The 19,859-nt window shown below is 67.9% G+C and carries 10 protein-coding genes; 7 read left to right on the forward strand and 3 right to left on the reverse strand.

Going from position 1 to position 19,859, the window contains the following annotated elements; all coding sequences use genetic code 11:
- Positions 1-305: 305 nt before the first annotated feature.
- A complete protein-coding gene (locus ABC728_RS01980; RefSeq protein WP_416621915.1) occupies positions 306-3,026 on the reverse strand; it encodes a glycosyltransferase in 2,721 nt (906 codons plus the stop codon).
- Between the two features lie 95 nt (positions 3,027-3,121).
- Between ABC728_RS01980 and ABC728_RS01985 the strand changes: the two genes are divergently transcribed.
- Positions 3,122-6,223, forward strand: coding sequence for a glycosyltransferase (locus ABC728_RS01985; RefSeq protein WP_416621914.1), 3,102 nt, complete (start codon positions 3,122-3,124; stop codon positions 6,221-6,223).
- Entirely contained in the window at positions 6,220-7,953 is a 1,734-nt protein-coding gene (locus ABC728_RS01990; RefSeq protein ID WP_416621913.1) for a tetratricopeptide repeat protein, read from the forward strand. The genes ABC728_RS01985 and ABC728_RS01990 overlap by 4 nt, the downstream gene beginning before the upstream one ends.
- Here ABC728_RS01990 and ABC728_RS01995 read toward each other — a convergent pair.
- Entirely contained in the window at positions 7,931-9,820 is a 1,890-nt protein-coding gene (locus tag ABC728_RS01995) for an O-linked N-acetylglucosamine transferase, SPINDLY family protein (protein WP_416621912.1), read from the reverse strand. The genes ABC728_RS01990 and ABC728_RS01995 overlap by 23 nt on opposite strands.
- A gap of 127 nt (positions 9,821-9,947) precedes the next feature.
- Between ABC728_RS01995 and ABC728_RS02000 the strand changes: the two genes are divergently transcribed.
- The 5 genes from ABC728_RS02000 to ABC728_RS02020 all read left to right on the forward strand — a co-directional run bounded on the left by ABC728_RS02000 (position 9,948) and on the right by ABC728_RS02020 (position 18,053).
- Positions 9,948-11,417 (forward strand): tetratricopeptide repeat protein, encoded by a 1,470-nt coding sequence (locus tag ABC728_RS02000; RefSeq protein ID WP_416621911.1) that lies wholly within the window; start codon positions 9,948-9,950, stop codon positions 11,415-11,417.
- Positions 11,418-11,681: 264 nt separating this feature from the next.
- Positions 11,682-14,315, forward strand: a complete 2,634-nt coding sequence (locus ABC728_RS02005) for an autotransporter outer membrane beta-barrel domain-containing protein (protein WP_416621910.1) — start codon at positions 11,682-11,684, stop codon at positions 14,313-14,315.
- Between the two features lie 18 nt (positions 14,316-14,333).
- A complete protein-coding gene (locus tag ABC728_RS02010; RefSeq protein WP_416621909.1) occupies positions 14,334-15,797 on the forward strand; it encodes a tetratricopeptide repeat protein in 1,464 nt (487 codons plus the stop codon).
- Between the two features lie 47 nt (positions 15,798-15,844).
- Positions 15,845-16,123, forward strand: a complete 279-nt coding sequence (locus ABC728_RS02015; protein WP_416621908.1) for a hypothetical protein — start codon at positions 15,845-15,847, stop codon at positions 16,121-16,123.
- A gap of 31 nt (positions 16,124-16,154) precedes the next feature.
- Positions 16,155-18,053 carry a tetratricopeptide repeat protein gene (locus tag ABC728_RS02020; protein WP_416621907.1) on the forward strand — a complete coding sequence of 633 codons (1,899 nt, stop codon included), beginning with the start codon at positions 16,155-16,157 and terminating at the stop codon, positions 18,051-18,053.
- Here the strand turns inward: ABC728_RS02020 and ABC728_RS02025 are convergent.
- Positions 18,037-19,842, reverse strand: a complete 1,806-nt coding sequence (locus tag ABC728_RS02025) for a tetratricopeptide repeat protein (protein WP_416621906.1) — start codon at positions 19,840-19,842, stop codon at positions 18,037-18,039. The genes ABC728_RS02020 and ABC728_RS02025 overlap by 17 nt on opposite strands.
- Positions 19,843-19,859: the final 17 nt, after the last annotated feature.

Genomic DNA, 19,859 nt, shown 5'->3' on the forward strand with positions numbered 1-19,859 from the left:
CTTTGCATAGTGCGCGCCCGCCCGTCCGATCAGAGACCGGACAGATTCTTACATACAACGAGGTATTGCCTGTTGTCCGCGGTATAGCAACCCAAAAATCGGGTGCCGGGAGAAAATTTGGAATATCTTATGGATAAGTCACAGCGTATCAAGCGAAGGCAAAGTGCTGATTTCCATGAATTGCACTGTTTTGATGTTTGCCATGCGGTGCGGATCATTCTTCCCGACATATTGCCGGAGTGTTAATGAATGTATAAAATCCCTATATATTTGTTAACACGTAATGGTGTTGAAAAATATACTGGTTAATGAAGAAGTGCGGGCGATGCCCAGGGGTCAAAGGAGATCAGGAGGCCGGCCGCACGATCCGGCCGGTGGAACGCCATTGCCCGGTCGTTCAGCAATCCCGCCGTGAAGGAAAAGGTGCTGTTGGAGATGGCCAGGATGTCGGCCGCGCAGAGGGCCTGGAAATCATCCAGGAAGCCGGCGCCGCTGATCGGGGCCAGACCCAGGCCGGCGGCGGTCAGGGGCCGGTAGCCGGCGAAGGCGGCCAGGCTGGCGGGATCATCCGTGGCGATATAGAGCGCCGGTCGTTCAAGCCGGGGCCAGATATCCGCCAGCCAGTCCAGATACCAGGCCTCCGGTGCGATCCAGAACGGCCCCCAGCCGAAATCACCACGCCGCAGATGCAGGGCCACAACGGTGTCGCCGGCCTGCCGCAGCCGGTCCGCCACCTGCGCCATGCGCCCGCGCCAGCGCTCTGCGCGGGTGAAGAAGCCGCGGAAATCGTCGGCGAAGGGGGCGAACGCCGTGGTGTCGCCGCAGAAATAACCGTCGATATCGTGACCGGCGGCGAAGGGTGGGGCGCCTGGGGCGAGGCCCGTCGCCAATCCTGCCGCTTCCTCCGACAGCCGGGGCAGGGCCGGCCCGGGCAGGGGATCATCCAGGCCGAACAGGTGTCGGCCGATCCAGGGCGGTGTTTCGAGCGTCAGGCCGTGGCGCTGCGCGTAGAGCCGGGCGGTGCCATATTGGAGAATCTGATTGCCGAATCGGCCATTGCTGCCCAGCCGGGTCAGGGCGAGCCGCTGACCGTCATTCCGGGCCCGCGCGCGCGGCGTGGGCGCTGGGCCCCATTGCCCGGTCAGCAGCAGCAGGGCGCGACGGGTGAACGCCTCTCCATAGCCCTGGTTGCAGGCAATGGCCCGGTCCCAGGCGGCCAGCGCATCGCCCGGCCGCTCCAGGGCCTCCAGTGCTGCGGCCCTGGCCGCGTGCCCGCCATAAAGACCGGGGGAAAGCGAGATGGCACGGTCCGCCGCCGCCAGCGCCGCCGCATCGTCGCCACCGTCCAGCAGCAGGCCCGACCATTCGGCATGATATTCCGCCAGGGTGGGGGAAAGGGCGATGGCTTGTTGCAGGTTCACCGTCGCATCCGCTGTCCGGCCCAGACGGCGCAGGACGCGGGCCAGCAGGAAACGGGCGTTGGCGTTGTTGGGTGCCAGTTCCACGGCACGGTGCAGGTGGGGCAGGGCCGTGGCCGCATCCCCATCCTCCGCCAGCAGCAGGCCGAGATTGACATGGGGGGGCGCCAGGTCGGGACAGAGGCCGACCGCGCGGGCGAACGCGGCTTTCGCCTCGTTCCGCCGTGACAGGCGATGCGCGGCCAGGCCCAGCTCGAACCAGGCGGTGGCAAGGGTGGGGGCCAGACCCGTGGCACGGCGCAGCAGGGCATGGGCGGTGGCGTGATCATCCGCTCCGGTGCGTTCATGGGCCAGGGACACCAGCACCGTCGCGGTTTTAGCCCGGTCGCGCTCCGTGGCCTCATGCCCGGCAGTCAGCGCGTGCAGGCGGCGGCGGATCAGGATCTCGATGGCCATGAAACGGGCGTCGACCTCTCCCCCCACTCCAGGGGGGCGGGGGCTGGTCATCTCCGCCTGCAGGCGATCCAGGACGTTGCCGGGCCGCATTCGGTAGAAAACCGTCTTCACGCCGATCTGTATGCCCTTCAGCATCAGCGTGATGGCGCGGGAATAGGCGACGTCGTCGGCCGTGGCCGGCCAGAAGGGCGTTTCCTCCGGAAATCCGCCCGAGCGCGTGTGGGCTTCCCGCCGGATGCAGAGGTTGCAGGGATATGTGCGCACCGAGGCGTCGCGCCATGCCGTGGATATCTGTGCGTCGATATGGTCGAACAGGATGTCCGTGCGCACATAGTCCCAGCGCGGATTGGCATCCAGCACGCTGGCCGTGAGGTGGAAATGCCGTTCCAGGAACCGGTCGTCGGCATCCAGGAACCAGAGATAGGGACCAAGGGCGGCGGCGACGCCGGCATTGCGGGCCCGCCCCGCCCCCCGGTTCTGATTGTTGACGATCAGGGCCAGCCCCTGGTCCGGATGCGCCCGGCCCCATCGGCGCACCACGTCCACCGTGTCGTCGGGCGAGGCATCATCCACCACCACAATATGAACCTGCGCATCCTCCCGCCCCGATGCGGTGCGGTAATGGGCCAGCGCGGTCAGGATGCTGTCCAGGCTTTCCCCGATGGTATCGGCCGCCTTGAAGGCGGGGATGATCACGGTGCCGATGACGCCATATTGCTGGCGATGGGTGTCAAGCGCCCTCATCGCGACGGCAATGCCACTATCCTCCGGCGCCGTGATGCCGGCACGCGGCAGCATGGCGATGGCATCGCCCTCGCGGCCCCGGATGAACCAGACCGTGGCCAGCAACCGGGCCAGATCGCCGGATGGCGGGATGAAGCTGGCCAGCCATTCCAGACGGGTCTCCGCTTCCTCGAAATGCCCGGGGTCCAGCAGGGCGGATATCTGGTTCAGCGCCACATGCAGGGTGGCGTCGACCTGTCGATCGAACGCGGGCGTGTCACGATGCAGGACATGGGCGCGGCGATAAAGGCGCAGGGCCTGCATCCCGTCGCCCGTGTCCCGCATATGCATGGCCAGGGACTGAAGCGCGATCAGGTCGGCCGGATCATCCGCCAGACGGCGGCGGCATTCCGCCGGGTTGATAGGCATGCTTTCCCCGCCCCAGTCTCGTCAATGCGTCCCATAGCAGCCAAATTATGCTAACAGGAAGAAAAAGCGGAACGATAGTGCCGGTCCATAGGGTCATGAAACTCGTCTTCTTCGACACGACCTTCGGCGATTACACGCCCCTTACGGTGCGGATGGCCCCGCTGGGCGGCACGCAATCGGCCGTCTGCTATCTGGCGCCGGCCCTGGCGCGGGGTGGTTTCGATGTCTCCCTGGTCAATGGCACCACGACACCGGGCAGGGTGGACGGGGTTTCGTGCCACCATCACACCGCCATGCCGGTGTCCGGGCTGGCGCAGTCCGACATGCTGGTGGTGATGGGGGGCTGTGATGGTGACGGGGTGCGTGGGCTGCGCGCCGCCATGACCGGTGACCGGCATCTGGTGCTATGGACCCAGCATGCCGGGGATCAGCCGGCGGTGGCCGGACTGGCCGACCCCGCCATCGCCGGCATGTGGGATGCCTTCATCTTTGTCAGCCGCTGGCAGCGGGAGGATTTCATCCGCCGCTTCCGGCTGCCCCGGCATCGCTGCCATATCATGCGCAACGCGCCTTCCCCCTGTTTCGCCGGCCTGTTTCCCGCCGGGGCGGACATTGTGGCGGCCAAGCCCTGGCCGCCCATCCTGGCCTATACCAGCACGCCCTTCCGGGGGCTGAATGTGCTGCTGGCCGCGATGCCGCGCATCCGGGCCGCCCTTCCCGGCACGCGGCTGCGCGTCTATTCCTCGCTGGAAACCTATCAGGTGCCCCTGGCGCGCGACCCCTATGGCGCGCTGTATGAACAGTGCCGCCGGACCGACGGGGTGGAGTATATTGGCGGGGTGACCCAGCCGGCGCTGGCCGCCGGCTTGCGCGATGTAACGGCCCTGGCCTATCCCAACCGCTTTGCCGAAACCTCCTGCATCAGCGTGCTGGAAGCGATGGCCGCCGGCTGCCTTGTTATGTCCAGCCGGCTGGGCGCGCTGACGGAGACGGCTGCCGGCTTTGCCCGGCTGCTGCCGGTGCCGGCCGATCCGGTGGACCATGCCACCCGCTTTGCCGATGCGCTGGTGGATGAGTTGCGCCGCCGCCGGGATGATCCGGCCGCCACCGCCCGCCACCTGCGGGCCCAGATGGCACAGGCCGATGCCGCCGAAGGCTGGAACCGGCGGGCCGCGCAATGGCAGGCCTGGATGCAGGATGCCACGGTCTGGCAGGCGCCGCCGGGTGACGTGCCGGGCCTGCTGGCCCGGCTGCGCGGCCCGGCGATGGTGGACCATCATGACGGGATGGCGGATATCTGCGCCCAGGTGCTGGCGCTGGACCCGGCCCATGCCGGGGCGTGGCGGATGCTGCTGCAGGTGCAGGCGGCACAGGGCCAGGCGACCGACGCGCTGCTGTCGCTGGGCCGCGCATGCCGGCTGGCCGGACCGGTGCCGATGGCGGAATGGCAGGGCTGGATGCCGGCGCTGCTGGCCGGTGCAGCGGCGGGGGAGGATGGGGCGTCTTTGGCCCGGCGTGTCGCGGCGCTGCGCGGGGTCTGGCCGCTGCTGGCCAAGGGGCCCTTTGCTGACATGCTGGTGGCAGCCGCTAGGCAGGTGGCGCTGCAGGCCCAGAATGTCGGGGACGCGCCCGCCCTGCTGGCGGCCTGTCTGCTGGTGGCGGATATGGTGCCGGACGATACCGGCATCCGGCTGGCCGCTGGTGCTGCCGCCTACGGCATGGGCGATCATGGGCTGGCTTTGACCCTGGCGGATGCCGCCCTGCGGATCGACAGTGCGGCGGTGCTGTCCACGAAACAGGCCCGTTCCCTGCTGTCCGGCTGGCTGGAGGCGTCGGAAACAGCCGCCCTGGCGCGGGCGGGCTCCCTGGATGGGACGGAGGCCGCCCGCCTGTTCCCCGCCATGGCCCAGGTGGCGGCGGCCTTGGGCGAAGATGCCAGCCTGGCCCGGCAGGCGGCCACCCGCGATGCCGGTCAGCGTCATGCCCTGCTGCTGCGCATGGTGGCGGCGCGCCACCGGCTGAAGGGGCGGCGGGCGGAACAGGTGGAACTGTTGAGGCAGGCGGCTTCCCTTGGCGGTGACGAGGGGGCGGGAGTGCGGCTCAATCAGGCGCGGCTGGCCCTGGCGCAACGCCTGATGCTGGAAAATCTGGGATCGGTGATGACCGACGGGGCCAATGGCCGGCTTGAGCCCGGCTGGCAGGCGCAAGCATCGGCCCTGATCGGGCAGATCGGCCAGTCGCTGCATCTGGATGATAATGACGAGGGCGAGCGCTCCGTCATGTGGGGCACGCTGCGCGGCTATGATGCCTTCCTGTCCTGGTTCAACGCCACCGGTGCCATCACCCCGACCCTGCCGGCCCCGCCGCCGGGCGGGCGCAAGATCTATGATTGCTTCCAGTTCTATAATGAGCTGGACCTGCTGGAATTGCGGCTGGCCGAACTGTCGCCCGTGGTCGATCATTTCGTGCTGGTGGAGGCGACCTATACCCATGCCGGCACGCCCAAGCCGCTTTATTTCGCGGAAAACCGCCAGCGCTTCGCCGCCTATGCCGACAAGATCATTCATGTCGTGGTGGCCGATGATCCCGGCGGCTTTGCCTGGGTGCGGGAAGGGCACCAGCGCCAGGCGATCCTGCGCGGCCTGACCGCTGCCGGACCGGACGATATGGTGATCATCAGCGATGCCGATGAAATCCTGCGTCCGTCCGTGGTGCAGCATCTGCGCGATGCCGGGCCGGGTGGCCCCGCCCTGTTCGCCCCGGAATTGGATATCTATCTCTATTTCCTGAACCTGCGCTCCCCCGATCCCTGGATATCGGTGGCGGCGGCCCCCTATGAGCTGGTGCAGCGGGTGGGGGCCAACAATATGCGCTATCTGGCCAAGCAGCGCATCGGCCAGCCCCTGCCCGCCGCCGGCTGGCACTTTACCTGGATGGGCGGGATCGACCGGTTCCTGGCCAAGCTGGATGCCTTTGCGCATCGGGAGATGATTGGCAGTTTCGGACAGGATGATGCTGCCAACCGGACCCGACTGGAACGGTTCTTCACCACCGGCCGGTTTGATGAGGGGGCCATCCCCGGCATGTGGACGGCCCTGGCCCGCGTGCCCATCGACGATCATTTCCCCGCTGCCCTGCGCGCTTTGCTGCCGGATTTCATCGCCAAAGGCTGGGTGGCACCGGAGGGGACGGGATGAGCGGCGGCAATGAACCGCTGGCGGCGGCGGAAGCCGAATACCGCCGCGCGCTGCAGGATCGACCGGATGACCCGGACCTGTTGAGCGCCCTGGGCGCGCTGGTGCTGGCGCGGGGGGATGCGGCGGGGGCTGTCCCGCTGCTGGCCCGGTCGCTGCGGCGGCGGCATGGCAATGCGGCGGCCTTCACCAACCTCTGTACGGCCCTGCGGGCGCTGGGGCGGCTGGAAGAGGCTGCCATTGCGGGCCGGGAAGCGGTGCTGATCGACCCCGACATGGACATGGCCCAGCATAATCTGGCCAGCGTGCTGCTGGACATGGGCGACCATGAAGGGGCGCTGGTGCCGCTGCGCCGCTATATCGCGCGGGTGCCGGACAGTGCCTTGCAGCGCTTCCTGCTGGCATCGTCACTGATGGCGCTGGGGCGTGATGGAGAGGCGGAAACCGCGTGGCGCGACCTGCTGCGCCTCACGCCGCATGATGCCCGCGCCCATGTCAATCTGGGTGTCGCCCTGAAGAACCAGCGGCACTATGAGGCGGCGGTGGACGCCTATCGCCGGGCGCTGGTGCTGGTCCCTGACGACCCGGCGACGCTGAATAATCTGGGGCTGGCCCTGGCCCAGGATGGCAGGCGCGACAATGAGGCCGCGGCATGGCTGCGCCGGGCCATACGGTTGAAGCCGGATTTCGCCGATGCCTGGCTCAATCTCGGGCTGGTGCTGCGCAACCAGAACCGCATCGACGCGGCCATGGATTATTGCCGGCAGGCGCTGGCCGCCGATCCCGCCCATGCGCCGGCCAACACATTGCTGGCGACCTGCCTGTTGCTGAAAGGGCAGATGCGGGTGGGTTTCGCGGCCTATGAATGGCGCACGCGGCTGAAGGAATATGCGCCCCCTGAACAGCCCTATCCCTCACCCGCCTGGAACGGCAGTGATCCCGCCGGGCTGACCCTGCTGGTCCATGATGAACAGGGGTTGGGTGACGGGATACAGTTCGCCCGCTTTGCTCCGCTGCTGGCACAGCGTGGGGTGCGGGTGGTGGTGGAATGCGCCCGGCCGCTGGCCCGGCTGTTCGCCGGCCTTCGGGGTGTTCACGGCATCGTGGCGCGGGGCGATCCGCTGCCGCCCCACGATGCCCATGTCTCCATGATGAGCCTGCCGCATCGGCTGGGTCTGGATGACATACCCGCCCCGGTGCCCTATCTGGCGGCAGAACCGGGGCTGGCGGCGCATTGGGCAGACCGGCTGGCGGGGGCTGGCGGTTTGAAGGTGGGGCTGGTCTGGGCCGGCAATCCGGATTTCAAGGATGATCATCGCCGCTCCCCCGGACTGGCGGCTTTCCTGCCGCTGCTGGATGTGCCGGGCGTGCAGTTCTTCGCCCTGCAGAAGGGTGGGGGGCGGCGTGATCTTGACGGGATGGCCCGGCGGCTGGGGGCCAACGTCACCGATCTGGGGCCGGCCATTGCGGATTTTGCCGATAGTGCCGCCATCATGGCCAGTCTGGATCTGGTCATTTCCTCCTGCACCGCACCGCCGCACCTGGCCGGCGCGATGGGCCGCCCGGTCTGGACCGTGCTGCCGCTGAATGCCGACTGGCGCTGGCGGGAGGCGGGGGAGGACAGCCCCTGGTATCCGACCATGCGCCTGTTCCGGCAGGAACGGGCTGGCGATTGGGGGCCGGTAATGGCGCGGGTGCGCGACGCCCTGGTCAGGCGCGTGGCGGTACGGTGAGGGTGTCCGGCGGCAGGCCGGCACGGTGGCGGCCCCACATCATCCGGTAGGCTTCCTCCAGATGCGCCGTGAAGCGCGGCGTGTCGAACAGGGGGGCCGTGGGGCGTGCCTGTTCCAGATGTTGCCGCAGACTTGCCAGCCGCGGTGGGTCGCGCGCCAGTGCCAGGGCCAGCGCCTCGTACCCCGCCGCATCGGCGGTGATCAGGTTGGGCAGCCCGACGGCCCGTAGCAGGCTGGCCGATACACGGGCCGCAAAGCCGTCGCCCAGCATGGCCACCACGGGCGCGCCCATCCACAGCGCATCCGACGTGGTGGTGTGGCCGGTATAGGGGAAGCTGTCCAGGCACAGGTCGATGGCGCGGTAGCGCGCCAGATGCACGGGTAACGGCGCGGGGCCGGCAAAGGCCAGCCGGGCCGGGTTCACCCCCGCCTGTCGTGCGGCTTCCCGCAGGTTTCCGGTGGCGGCCCCGTGCGGATCGTACAGCCACAGGCAACTATCCGGCACGGCGCGCAGCAGCCGCATCCAGAGCGCAAACAGGGCGGGATTGAGCTTCTGCGGCGTATGCAGCGCCCCGAACACGAAGCCCCGGTCCGGCAGGCTCAGGGCGGCGCGGTCAGGCATGGTGGTGGGCAGGGGGCGCTTGCGGTCATTTACCTGATAGCAATCGGGCAGGATGGCCAGCTTTTCATGGTAAAAAGCCTGATGGTCCGCCGGGCTGACCACGGGGTCACCGATCAGGTAATCCAGCACCCCGCCGCCCATTGTGCCCGGATAGCCCAGATAGGCCACCTGTATCGGCGCCAGCCGGCGTGACAGCAGGTCCAGCCGCCCGCCCGCCGTATAACCTTTCAGATCAACCAGGATATCCACGTGCTCCGCCGCTGCCCATGCCGCAACCTCTGTATTCCCCATGCGGGTCAGATCGTGGAAGCGGTCCACAGCCCCCTGGATGCGCTGGCGGATGGCGCTGCCATCCTCTCTGCCATAACTGCCGGCCAGGACGCGGAAGCCCTGCCGGTCATGCTGCTCAAACAGTTCCGCGATCAGATAGGCGGTGGCATGCTCGTGGAAATCGGCGGAGAGATAGGCGATGGTCAACCGGCCATCATCCTTGCCGCCCCATCGCCGGGGGGCGGGGGAAACGGGGGAAAGCGCCTGGCCCTGGTGCTTCCACACGCGCTCGGCGGCGCGGCGTTGTTGCGCCGGACTGGCCCCGATCCATTGCGTCAACAAGGGCAGGGCGGGGCCGCCCTGGTCGATGCGCGTCAGCAGCCGCTGCCGCTGCCCGTCATAATCCCGCCAGTCAGCCGCCAGCAGTTTGCAGGTAAAGCTCTCGTCCTGCGTCAGGGGAAAGGCCGGGTCGGTGCGGTGGGCGCGGTCAAAGGCGGTGGCGGCCCCTGCCGCGTCGCCCGCCTGACGCCGCGCATGGCCCATGGCCCGCCACGCGGCGGACAGGCCCGGTGCCCGCACCAGCGCGCGCCGGCAATCCCCTGTCGCCGCTGCCCCGTCCGGCCGCAGCAGGGCGCGGCTGGCCCGCCAGCCGGCATTGTCCGGCGACAGGGCCAGGGCATGGTCCAGCAATCTTGCGGCTTCCGTTACGGCCCCCTGGCGTTGCCGGATGGCCGCCAGATTGCCATAGGCATCGGCGATGGCAGGCGACAGCACCAGGGTACGCCGGAACAGGTGTGCCGCCGCATCATCATCACCCACCGCCATGCGCAGCACGGCCAGCATGAACAGACCACCGACATGGGCGGCGTCCTGCTGCAACAACCGGCGGCACAGGCCCTCCGCATCCATCAGCCGGCCCTGGCGATAGGCATCCATGATGGCGCGCAGCAGGTCGGGCGGGGAAGCGGGGTGCAAGGCGTTGTCTCTTCGGGGGCGGGTGGCGGGAGCATGACGGTGCTGGCCGACATTGCCAAGCCGCTTGTCAGTGCCTAATACCATGGGCGGCAGCCTGCAAAAGGAAGGGCCACAGGGGAAGCAAGGAATGTCCGATGATTTCCGTCTGCAGGTCGAGGCCGGCATCGCCGCCCATGCGGCGGGGCGGCCGGGAGAGGCCGCCGGTCATTTCGCCGCTGCCGTGCGCCTGATGCCCGACCATCCCGTCGCCCTGTTCAACCTGGGCATCGCGCTGGAAGATTCCGGACAGGGTGCGGCGGCCTTGCCGGTGCTGTCGGCAGCCCATCGGCTGCGCCCCGACCATCCCCATATATTGTTCCGGCTGGGCAGCCTGCTGGCGGCACAGGGGCGGCCGGAACCGGCCCTGGTCCTGTTGGCGCGCCTGCTGCGGCAGCAGCCGGACTTTCCAGATGCGGCCTTCCGCCTGGGCAATGCGCTGATGGCGCTGGACCGGCCGGCGGAGGCGGAGCGGGCCTACCGGCTGGCGGTGGCATTGAAGCCGGACATGGCATCGGTCGCCAATAATCTGGGGGGTGCCATCGGGCGGCAGAACCGGCCGGAGGCGGCGGCCATCTGGTATCGCCGGGCCATCCGGCTGGCCCCGACCGTGCCGGAATATCACAAGAATCTGGGTGCCTGTCTGATCTCCCAAGGCCGGTTGCAGGAAGGCTGGCCGCATTATGACTGGCGCGACCGTCAAGCCGTCTGGGGCTGGAAGCGTCATTTTCCCGGCCTGCCGCGCTGGGATGGCTCCCCCCTGGCCGGCAAGACCATTCTTGTCCATTTCGAACAGGGGCTGGGCGATACGCTGCAATTCATCCGCTATATGAGCGTGCTGAAGCGGATGGGGGCCCGCACCCTGTTTGAATGCCAGCCGGTGATGCGGGACATATTGGGCTGCGTGCCGGATATCGACCAACTGGTCTGCCATGGCGATCCGCTGCCGCCCGCCGATTGCTTCGCCCCGCTGATGAGCCTGCCGGGCCTGTGTGGCACCGGGGCGGATACCATTCCGGGTGGCGACAGGCCCTATCTGCATCCCCCCGCCGATCTGGTCGCCACCTGGGCGGAACGGATCGGGCAGGAGGGGTTCCGGGTTGGCATCAACTGGCACGCCAACGGGCCCGACAGGTCCATCCCGCTGGCCGCCTTCGCCCGCATCGCCGCCATTCCCGGCATCCGCCTGTTCAGCCTGCAGCAGCGGGCCGGCCTGGACCAGTTGGCCCCCCTGGCCGGCCCGCTTGGCATCATCTGCCTCGCCGATGCTGAACAGGACGATGGTTTCAACAGCTTCGTCGACAGTGCCGCCATCATCGCCAATCTGGATCTGGTGATCAGTTGCGACAGCGCCATGGTCCATGTCGCGGGTGCCATGGGGCGCCCGACCTTCCTGGCCTTGCCCTGGCTGGCTGACTGGCGCTGGCTGCGCCATCCCGACAGGACGCCGTGGTATGATTGCGTCCGGATGTTCAGGGCGCCATCCCCTGGCGACTGGGCCGCTGTCACCAGCCGAATGGCGCAGGCGATCAGCGGGAATATGCACAGGCATGGCGGGTGAGAGGGGAGGGGCGGTCTATCCTTTTGGGCATAGCCTGGTATTTCTTGCGGCGGATGTCACAGCTTCCACGTACCCTCCATGAGGAGCTGGCCACTACAATCAAGGAGTGCCTACCTCAACCGGATAATCGAGCAGCATACTTTTTCAATTGCCATATTCTATCCGTTATCATTGTTGGTACATAATTTATCAGGTATCAAGGTTATTCATCGACCGCCACTGCGTCTTGTTAAAGTGCCATTAATCAATCTTGGGAGCCTTTCCATGAAGCGCGTCACAATCCGGTCTTCGATTGCCGCCAATGTCTTGGTCGGGTTAAAGGCCGGTCTGCTGATGGGGGTGGCAATTCCCGCCGTGACGGCTTCCCAGGCGGGTGCGGCCACGTGTGACGCCGGTGCGCTGATCTGCAATGGCGGATTTGAAAGCTTCACGTCGGTTCCCGGCTCCGACGCCGTGATCTTCGACAACTGGACCGCCAGCGATCCCGATGGGGTGAGGGCGGGCGCCGGGTCCGACGGCACCGGCCACAGCGCCGAGTTCCTGTTTTCCAGCAACAGCCTGAGCCAGGGTGTCGCCACGGGCGTCGGGGCGAAATACACCGTCACCTTCGACTTCAAAAGCGAAGGTGGCGAGGTGTTGAGCGCCTATTTCGGCGATACGCAAATCTTCAGCTATGCCGGCGAGGACGCCGTGCCGACGGACTGGACCACCTACAGCTTCAACGTCCAGGCGTTCAGCGGCCAGTCCGTACTGCGCTTCGTCGCGGAATCGCTGGGTGCGGCCCAGAATATCGACAATGTCACCGTCACGCTGTGCCCGTCCTGCACGCCGAACCCCTCCGGTCATATGGGGCTGGTGATCGACAAAGGCCAGACTTTCTATACCACCGATGATTTGGCCGGACAGGGCACCGACCTTTCCGGCGTCCGCACGCTGACCTTCGATGGCGGCACGCTGCGTCCGGCGACGGCCGGCGCGCTGGGCCAGCCGGGCCAGCCGCTGACCCTGGCGCTGAACGTGGCGACGACGGGCGGCACCATCGACAATAACGGCATGGCCATCGCGCTGGCCGGCACCATCATCAACACGGCTGCCGCGGCCACGCCCCTGACCCTGACGGGCGGCGGCCAGGGCACGATCGCCAGCAACATCAACAATCTGGGCACGCTGGTGGTCGCCACCACAGGGCGTACCACCCTGTCGGGTGCCATCGACAATGCCGGTGGCACCCTGGCGGTGCGCGATGGCGGCCTGGCTGCCCTGACAGGTAACGTCACCGGCGGGGCCATCGCCGTCGATGCCGGTCAGTTGTATGTCAACGGCAATGCCGCCAGCACCGTGACGGTGGGTGCGCAGGGCACCCTGCGCGGTGGCGGGCATGTCACCGGCGCCACCACCATCGCCGGCACGCTGCGCCCCGGCAACTCGCCAGGCACGCTGACCTTCACGGGTCCGGTCACCCAGGCCGCAGGGTCCACCCTCGCGCTGGAGATCGACGGTCCGGGCACGGGCAATGGTGCTGGCAATTATTCCCGCGTCATCGTCACCGGCGCCGGCAACAGCTACACGATCGGCAGCGGCGTGACGCTGACCCCTGTGCTGCGCGGCATCACCTATGCCGCAGGGGAAACCGCGGGCACCAACAGCTACACCCTGTCGCTGGGCCAGCGGCTGACGGGCGTGATCCAGGCGGAGGGTGGCGTCAACGGCACCTTCGCGACCATCACCCAGCCAACGGATGGCCTGGCGGCCGGCACGCGCGTCGTGGCCCTGTACAGCCCGACCAGCGTCGATCTGTATGTCGCCGCCGCATCCTATCGCGGGCTGACCGGCCTGACCGCAAACCAGGCTGCGGCCGGCGGTGCCGTCGATGCGCTGGAAGCCTCCGGCAATGCCGCAGCCCAGCCGCTGCTGAATGCGCTGATCCCGATGGACATGGACGGGCTGTCGGTGGCGCTGGGCGGCGTTTCCGGTGAATTCAACGCCAACCTGCCGCTGGCCGCCCTGGATGTCAGCCGTGGCTTTGGTGACATGGTCGCCACCCACCAGGGCGGGCTGCATGGCAGCGGCACCGGTTGGCAATCCTGGGGTCGCGCGTTCGGCAACCGGGCGCGCACCAGCGACGACGGCAACAATCCGGGCTTCCGCCACCGGATGGCCGGCGGTGTGGCCGGCGTCGATTATGGCATGAGCGACGAATTCCGGGTCGGCTTTGCCGTCGGCTATGCCGACAGCAAGGTGACCGGCCGCCGGGACAGCGGGCGCGCCAGTATCGACAGCTATTATGTCGGCAATTACCTGGGCTGGAGCCAGGACGGCCTGTTCATCGATGCCCAGGCCGGTCTGACCTTCAGCAATTACGAGACGACCCGCGTCGTCACCGTCGGCACCGCCACCCGCACCGCCAGCGGCGAGACCGACGGCAAGAGCATCGGTGCGGGCGTGGAGGCCGGTTACCGCGTGGACCTGGGCGGTACGCTGCTGGTCCCCTCCGCCTTCCTGCGCTATGATGACAGTGATGCCGATGCCTTCACGGAAACGGGCGCGGACTTCCTGAACCTGTCGGTCGACAGTGACAGCCACGCTGCCCTTCGCGGCGGGCTTGGCCTGCGGCTCAGCCATCCGGTGGCCCTGGATGGCGGTGGCACCCTGCTGCCAGAACTGTCGGCCCGCTGGGAACATGACCTGTCGAAGCCCGGCTACAACACGCGACAATCGCTGCTGGGCCAGGATTTCGTCGTGCGTGCCGCGGAGCCCGGTCGCGATACCGCCGTGCTGGGCGGTGGCCTGGCGTTGGCGCTGCCCAACAATGTCCGCCTGACGGCCCGCTATGACGCGGCGTTGAGCGCCGATCGCACCCAGCACGGTTTGACCGCCCAGGTCCGGTTCGCCTGGTAGCCATCAGCGGGACCCCGCATGAACGCGACATCGAAGAAGAAGCGCGGAACAACGGGCGGCAGCACCATGCCGCCGCCCCATCAAGCCTCGGTGACGGTGCCGTTTCCCGCCCCGGCCCCCTTGGCGCCCCCCGCCCCGGCCCCCGCGCCCGCCAATGGCGACGAGGCGCTGTACCAGCAGGCGGAGGCGGCGTTGCGCGCCAATCCGCGCGACGGTGCGGCATGGAGCATGCTGGGCGTCCTGCTGCGCCGGGCGGGCCGGAACGATGAGGCGCTGGTCTGTTACCATCGGGGTCTGGAGTACGAGCCGGACAATGCCGGCATCTGGTCGAATCTGGGTAATCTTCTGACCGATGCCGGCCGCCATGCGGAGGCCGGCGACGCGCATGCGCGGGCGATGCGCCTGCTGGGCGACAGCCCGCAATTGCTGTTCAACGCCGCCATCGGCCGGCGTAAGGCCACAGCCTATCATGACGCGCTGCTGATGCTGGACCGCGCGCTGGCCGACGATCCCGGCTCGGCCAACCTGCATTGGGAACGGGCGCTGACGCTGCTGCAGGTCGGCAATTATGAGGAGGGATTCCGGGAGTACGAGTTCCGCCGCCATATCCCGGCATACCGCACCCGCCCCACGCCGGGCACGCTCTGGGACGGCAGCCCGCTGGACGGGCGACGTATCTTCCTGTCCACCGAGCAGGGCTTCGGCGATGCGCTGATGGCCGCACGCTATGTGCCGCTTGTGAAGGCACGCGGCGGGCGCATCCTGTTCGAATGCCATCCGGAACTGCGCCGCGTGCTGGGGGGCCTGCCGGTCGATGAATTCGTGCCCGCTGGATCCGCCTTTCCCGATTTCGATGTGCAGGCGTCGCAGATGAGCCTGCCGTTCCTGTGCGGCACCCGTTTCGACACGGTGCCGCCGCCGGTGCGGCTGCACATCCCGCCCGATGCGCGGGCCAAGGCGGCACGGGTGCTGGGACCGGCCCAACCGGGTATCCTGCGGGTCGGTATCATCTGGTCGGGCCGCGTCACCTTCGCCGACAATGGGCGGCGCGCCACCAGCCTGTCGCGGTTCCTGCGGTTCGGCACGGTGCCCGGTGTGCGGCTGTACAGCCTGCAGAAGGGCCCGCCGGAGGAACAGCTCGACCCCCTCGTCTCCCGGCTGCTGGTGACCCCGCTGGGGCCGCATATCGAGGATTTCGCCGATACCGCCGCCCTGGTGGAACAACTGGACCTGGTCATCATGACCGACAGTTCCACGGCGCATCTGGCAGGTTCGCTGGGCCGGCCAGTATGGAACCTAGTGCAGTTCATGCCCTATTGGATCTATGGTGAGCGCGGGCAGGGCACGCCCTGGTATCCCAGCATGCGTCTGTTCCGCCAGATCGACGACCAGGACTGGGAACCGGTGTTCGATCAGGCGATGGCCGCCCTGGCGGAACTGGCCCGGACCAAGGCCATTGCCGCCAAGCCTTGCCGGGCCTGACCGGCTTCTGTATCTGTCTTGCGATGTGGGTAACCGGGGAACGGATCATGGGCTATTACGATATGGTCGAGGAAACCTGGCAGTTGAGCGATGCCGCCCGCGACTATACCCAGAAGGCCGGCCGCCCGGTGGAGGCTGCCGAACTGTGGGAGAAGCTGTTCGCGCCCTCGCCCCTGGTCGATCGGGAGCGGACACTGCGCGAAAGCCCGGCGCTGGACCGCATCTTCCTGAAATCGATCTACGGGCTGCAATATTCGGCGGAATTGAAGGACTGGATCCCCTTCCGCCATGGCCCCGTCAACCTGACGGACGAAAGCAGTATCTGAACCGGCGGGCCCGGGCGGCAAGACGATGACAATGATGCGTGATGCCCTGGATGCCGGCCTGACCCATCATCGCGCCGGCCGGATCGACCGTGCGGCGTCAGCCTATCGTGACGTGCTGGCGGCGGAACCCGGGAATGCCGACGCCCTGCACCTGCTGGGCATGACCGAGCGGCAGTCCGGCCGGGTGACGGAGGCGGAGACGCTGATCCGTCGTGCCCTGACCCTGGCCCCGCATCTGCTGGAGGCCCGGCTGAACCTGGCCAACATCCTGATGGCCCGGGGCGATACGCCGGCGGCCATGATGCAATGGCGGAGGGTGCTGGCGATCGACCCGGCCAACGCCCCGGCCTGGCATGCGCTGGGATCGGCATCCGCCGGCCATGGCGGGGCGGGGCGGCCGGATGCCATCCGCGCCTTGCGCCGCGCGGCACGGCTTATGCCGTCGCGTGCGGACATCCAGCACGATCTGGGCCTGCTTCTGCGCCAGGACGACCGGATCGACGAGGCCATCGCCTGCCAGCGGCGCGCTTTGTCGCTGGAACCCGGCCTGCTGGCCGCCTGGATGGGCCTGGGTAATGCCCTGCTGGAGAAGGGTGACACGGGCGCGGCGCTGGCGGCGCTGCGTCTGGCCGCCAGCCTGTCCCCCGGGACGCCGGAAATCTGGTTCAACCTTGGCAACCTGCGCTATCGGCTGGCCGACCCGGAAGGGGCGCTGGCATGCTACGGCCGTGCCGCCCGGCTGGGGCTGGCGGCGGCGCGGTCGCGGGTCGTGGCGGTGCTGGTGGATCTGGGCCGGGATGGGGAAGCGGAAGCGGCCCTGGCCGGGTATATGCCGCTGTCCGGCACCGACGTGCCCACCTGCCTGGAACTGCTTTATACGCTGCTGCTGCGTCGCGGGCATCTGGCGGATGCGCGCAGCCTGTTCACCCGGCTGGCCACGGTGCCGCTGGCTGGCCGGCAATACACGGTGGAATGCCTGACCGCCCTGTCGGCGCTGGATCTGGCTGAGGGCGCCGATCCGGCAGTGGCGGCCGGCCGGCTGGAGAAGCTGCGTACCGACAATTGCTGGACCTTCACCGTCCGGTCGCTGGCCGCCCTGGAACAGACCCGCCGCCAGCAGGGCTGGCAATGGCACCGCCCGGCCAATCCGGCGCCTGACCGGCCGCGCCTTACCTCCAGCTCGCTGGGCAACCGGGGGCGCTTTGCCCATAATGTGCTGGAATATGTGCTGCTGCGGCTTTACGCGGAAAAGCATGGCTGCGTGCTGGAGACGCCGGACTGGGTCGGGGGGGCCTATTTCGATCTGGACGACCCGGCGCCCGGTGGCCCGCTGCCACCGTGGCCGTTCGCGCGGCGCGTGCTGAACGGATTTGTCACGGGCGAACGGCAGGGGCCGCCGGTGATGGACCGGGACGTGCTGTCGCCGCTATTCCTTTATGAATACCCCGTGGAATATCGTGACCGCATCCGATCCTGGCTGCGTCCGCGCCCGCAATGGGCACCCTGGATCGACCCGCCGGTCGATGCCCTGCGCGCCGTCGGACGGACCGTCGTCGCCATCCATATCAGGCGTGGCGACTTCCTGGCCTTCGGCTATCCCATCACGGAGACGGGTTGGTATGTCGACTGGCTGCGTGACCTGTGGCCGACGCTGGACCGGCCGGTCCTTTATCTGGCCAGTGACGATATCCCCTCGGTACGTGCCGCCTTCCGGGAATTCCGGCCGGTGACGCTGGACGACGCGGCGCCATCCTGGCCGGGGCTGGAATTCCTGCAGGATTTCCATGTGCTGACCCAGGCCGACATTGTCGGCATCAGTGCGGCCAGCGGGTTCAGCCAGTTGGCGGCCCGGTTGAACGGGCGCGCCCGTCTGTGTGTGCAGCCGGACATGGCGGCCGGCGGCATCCGTCCCTTCATTCCCTGGACATAGCGGCCCGTTCCGTCAGCGCCGCCATCACCCGCGCCAGCACGGCTGTCCAGTCGCCGCGCCTTTCCTGCCGGAACAATCGCATGGTCGGGTACCAGATCGTGTCCGTCCGGTCTTCCAGCCAGCGCCAGTCGGGGGCGAAGGGCAGCACAGTCCAGGTCGGCCGCCCCAGCGCGCCGGCCAGATGCGCCGGCCCGGTGCAGGAGGTGATGACCAGGTCCAGATTGGCCATGATGGCGGCGGTGTCGGCGAAATCGCCGATGTCCGGCCCCAGATCGGTGAAACAGGCGGGCAGCGGCCCGATGCTTTCAAGGTCTTGGCGCCCTGCGCCCTTCTGCAGGCCGAAGAAGGACACGCCCGCCACATCCAGAAGCGGCCGGAACGCCGCCAGCCCCGGCGAGCGCAGCCGGTCGGCCTTGAATTCCGGGTTGCCGGCCCAGACCAGCCCGACCTTCAGGCCCGTGAAGCCTGCCAGCCGGCCCGCCCATTCGGCTTCCAGGGCCGGCTCTGTCGCCAGATAGGGCACGTTGGCCGGGATGTTGTCGATCCGCGCTCCCAGTAGATGGGGCAGGGACAGCAGCGACACATGCGCATCATGCGGCGGCAGGGGCTGGTAACGGCCGACCACCCTGTCCATCCCCGGCATGCTCCCCAGAAGGCGGGTCAACTGGCCGTTGCATTCCAGCACGATATCGATGCCGCGCGCCCGCAGCGGCGGCAGGTAGCGAACGAACTGCAGCGCATCGCCCACACCCTGTTCGTCATGCACCACCAGTGTACGGCCTTTCATGTCCCTCCCGTCCCAGACGGGCGTGGTGAAATTCCGCTTGGGGGAGGAGAAGTCCGGCATGCGGCTGCGCCATTCATATTCGGCAAACCCCTCCGCATAGTTTCCCTGCATCAGCAGGGCCACGGCCAGCGCACTGTGGGCGGCTGCCAGGCCGGGGTCATGCCGGATGGCGGCACGGGCCGCCTCCACCGATTGCGCGATGCGCATTTCATCCCGGTAGGCAACGGAAAGGTTCAGATGGGCCGCGGCGCTGTTGGGTTGACAGGCGATGGCCCGCTGGAAGCAATCGATCGCCTCGGCATACCGGTCGCGGTCCTGCAGGATGATGCCCAGGTTGGAGAGCAGGCCGGAATCATCCGGTGCGAAGCCCAGGGCGGTACGATAGGCGGTCTCCGCCTCCTCGTGCCGACCCAGCCGCCGCAGCGCCACCCCCATATTGACATAGGCGGCGACCGATAGCGGCTGCATGCCCAGCAGGTCGTACAGGGCGTCGATCGCCGCCTCGGCCTGATTGTCCAGGATCAGGAGCCGGGCGAGCTGCAGCCTGGCTTCCCCGGAAAAGGGCCGCAGGATGATCAACTGCCTCTGCGCCACGATGGCGTCGCCATAGCGCTGCATCTGGTCCAGGATATTGACCAGATTGACATAGGCGTCGGTGAAATCCGGCGCCAGACGCAGGGCCCTCATGCAGGATTCCAGGGCTTCCTGCATGCGGCCCAGCCGCCGCAGGGCGCTGGCGCGGTTGGAATGCAGGGCAGGGGTGGCCGGCCCGGCCGCCACCGCGGCGTCCAGCACCTTCAACGCCGCCCCATGGTCGCCGGTCTGGAGATGCAGCACGCCCAGCCGTTGCAGTGCCTCCCCATGGTCCGGCTGTCGGGCCAGCACGGCGCGGTATCCGGCCGCCGCCGCGGCGGTGCGGCCGGCATCATGCTGGGCGGTGGCGTCGGCCATCAGCGCGGCGATGGTCTGCATGGGTCGTGACCGCTCCTGTTCCGGGCTCATCGGGCCGGCTGTCCTTA

Source organism: Niveispirillum fermenti, from assembly GCF_052474395.1.

Excerpts from the sequence above, each read along its gene's own strand:
- ABC728_RS01980 (WP_416621915.1), bottom strand. The coding sequence starts at position 3,026 with ATGCCTATCAACCCGGCGGAATGCCGCCGCCGTCTGGCGGATGATCCG.
- ABC728_RS01985 (WP_416621914.1), top strand. The coding sequence starts at position 3,122 with ATGAAACTCGTCTTCTTCGACACGACCTTCGGCGATTACACGCCCCTT.
- ABC728_RS01990 (WP_416621913.1), top strand. The coding sequence starts at position 6,220 with ATGAGCGGCGGCAATGAACCGCTGGCGGCGGCGGAAGCCGAATACCGC.
- ABC728_RS02000 (WP_416621911.1), top strand. The coding sequence starts at position 9,948 with ATGTCCGATGATTTCCGTCTGCAGGTCGAGGCCGGCATCGCCGCCCAT.
- ABC728_RS02005 (WP_416621910.1), top strand. The coding sequence starts at position 11,682 with ATGAAGCGCGTCACAATCCGGTCTTCGATTGCCGCCAATGTCTTGGTC.
- ABC728_RS02010 (WP_416621909.1), top strand. The coding sequence starts at position 14,334 with ATGAACGCGACATCGAAGAAGAAGCGCGGAACAACGGGCGGCAGCACC.
- ABC728_RS02015 (WP_416621908.1), top strand. The coding sequence starts at position 15,845 with ATGGGCTATTACGATATGGTCGAGGAAACCTGGCAGTTGAGCGATGCC.
- ABC728_RS02020 (WP_416621907.1), top strand. The coding sequence starts at position 16,155 with ATGATGCGTGATGCCCTGGATGCCGGCCTGACCCATCATCGCGCCGGC.
- ABC728_RS02025 (WP_416621906.1), bottom strand. The coding sequence starts at position 19,842 with ATGAGCCCGGAACAGGAGCGGTCACGACCCATGCAGACCATCGCCGCG.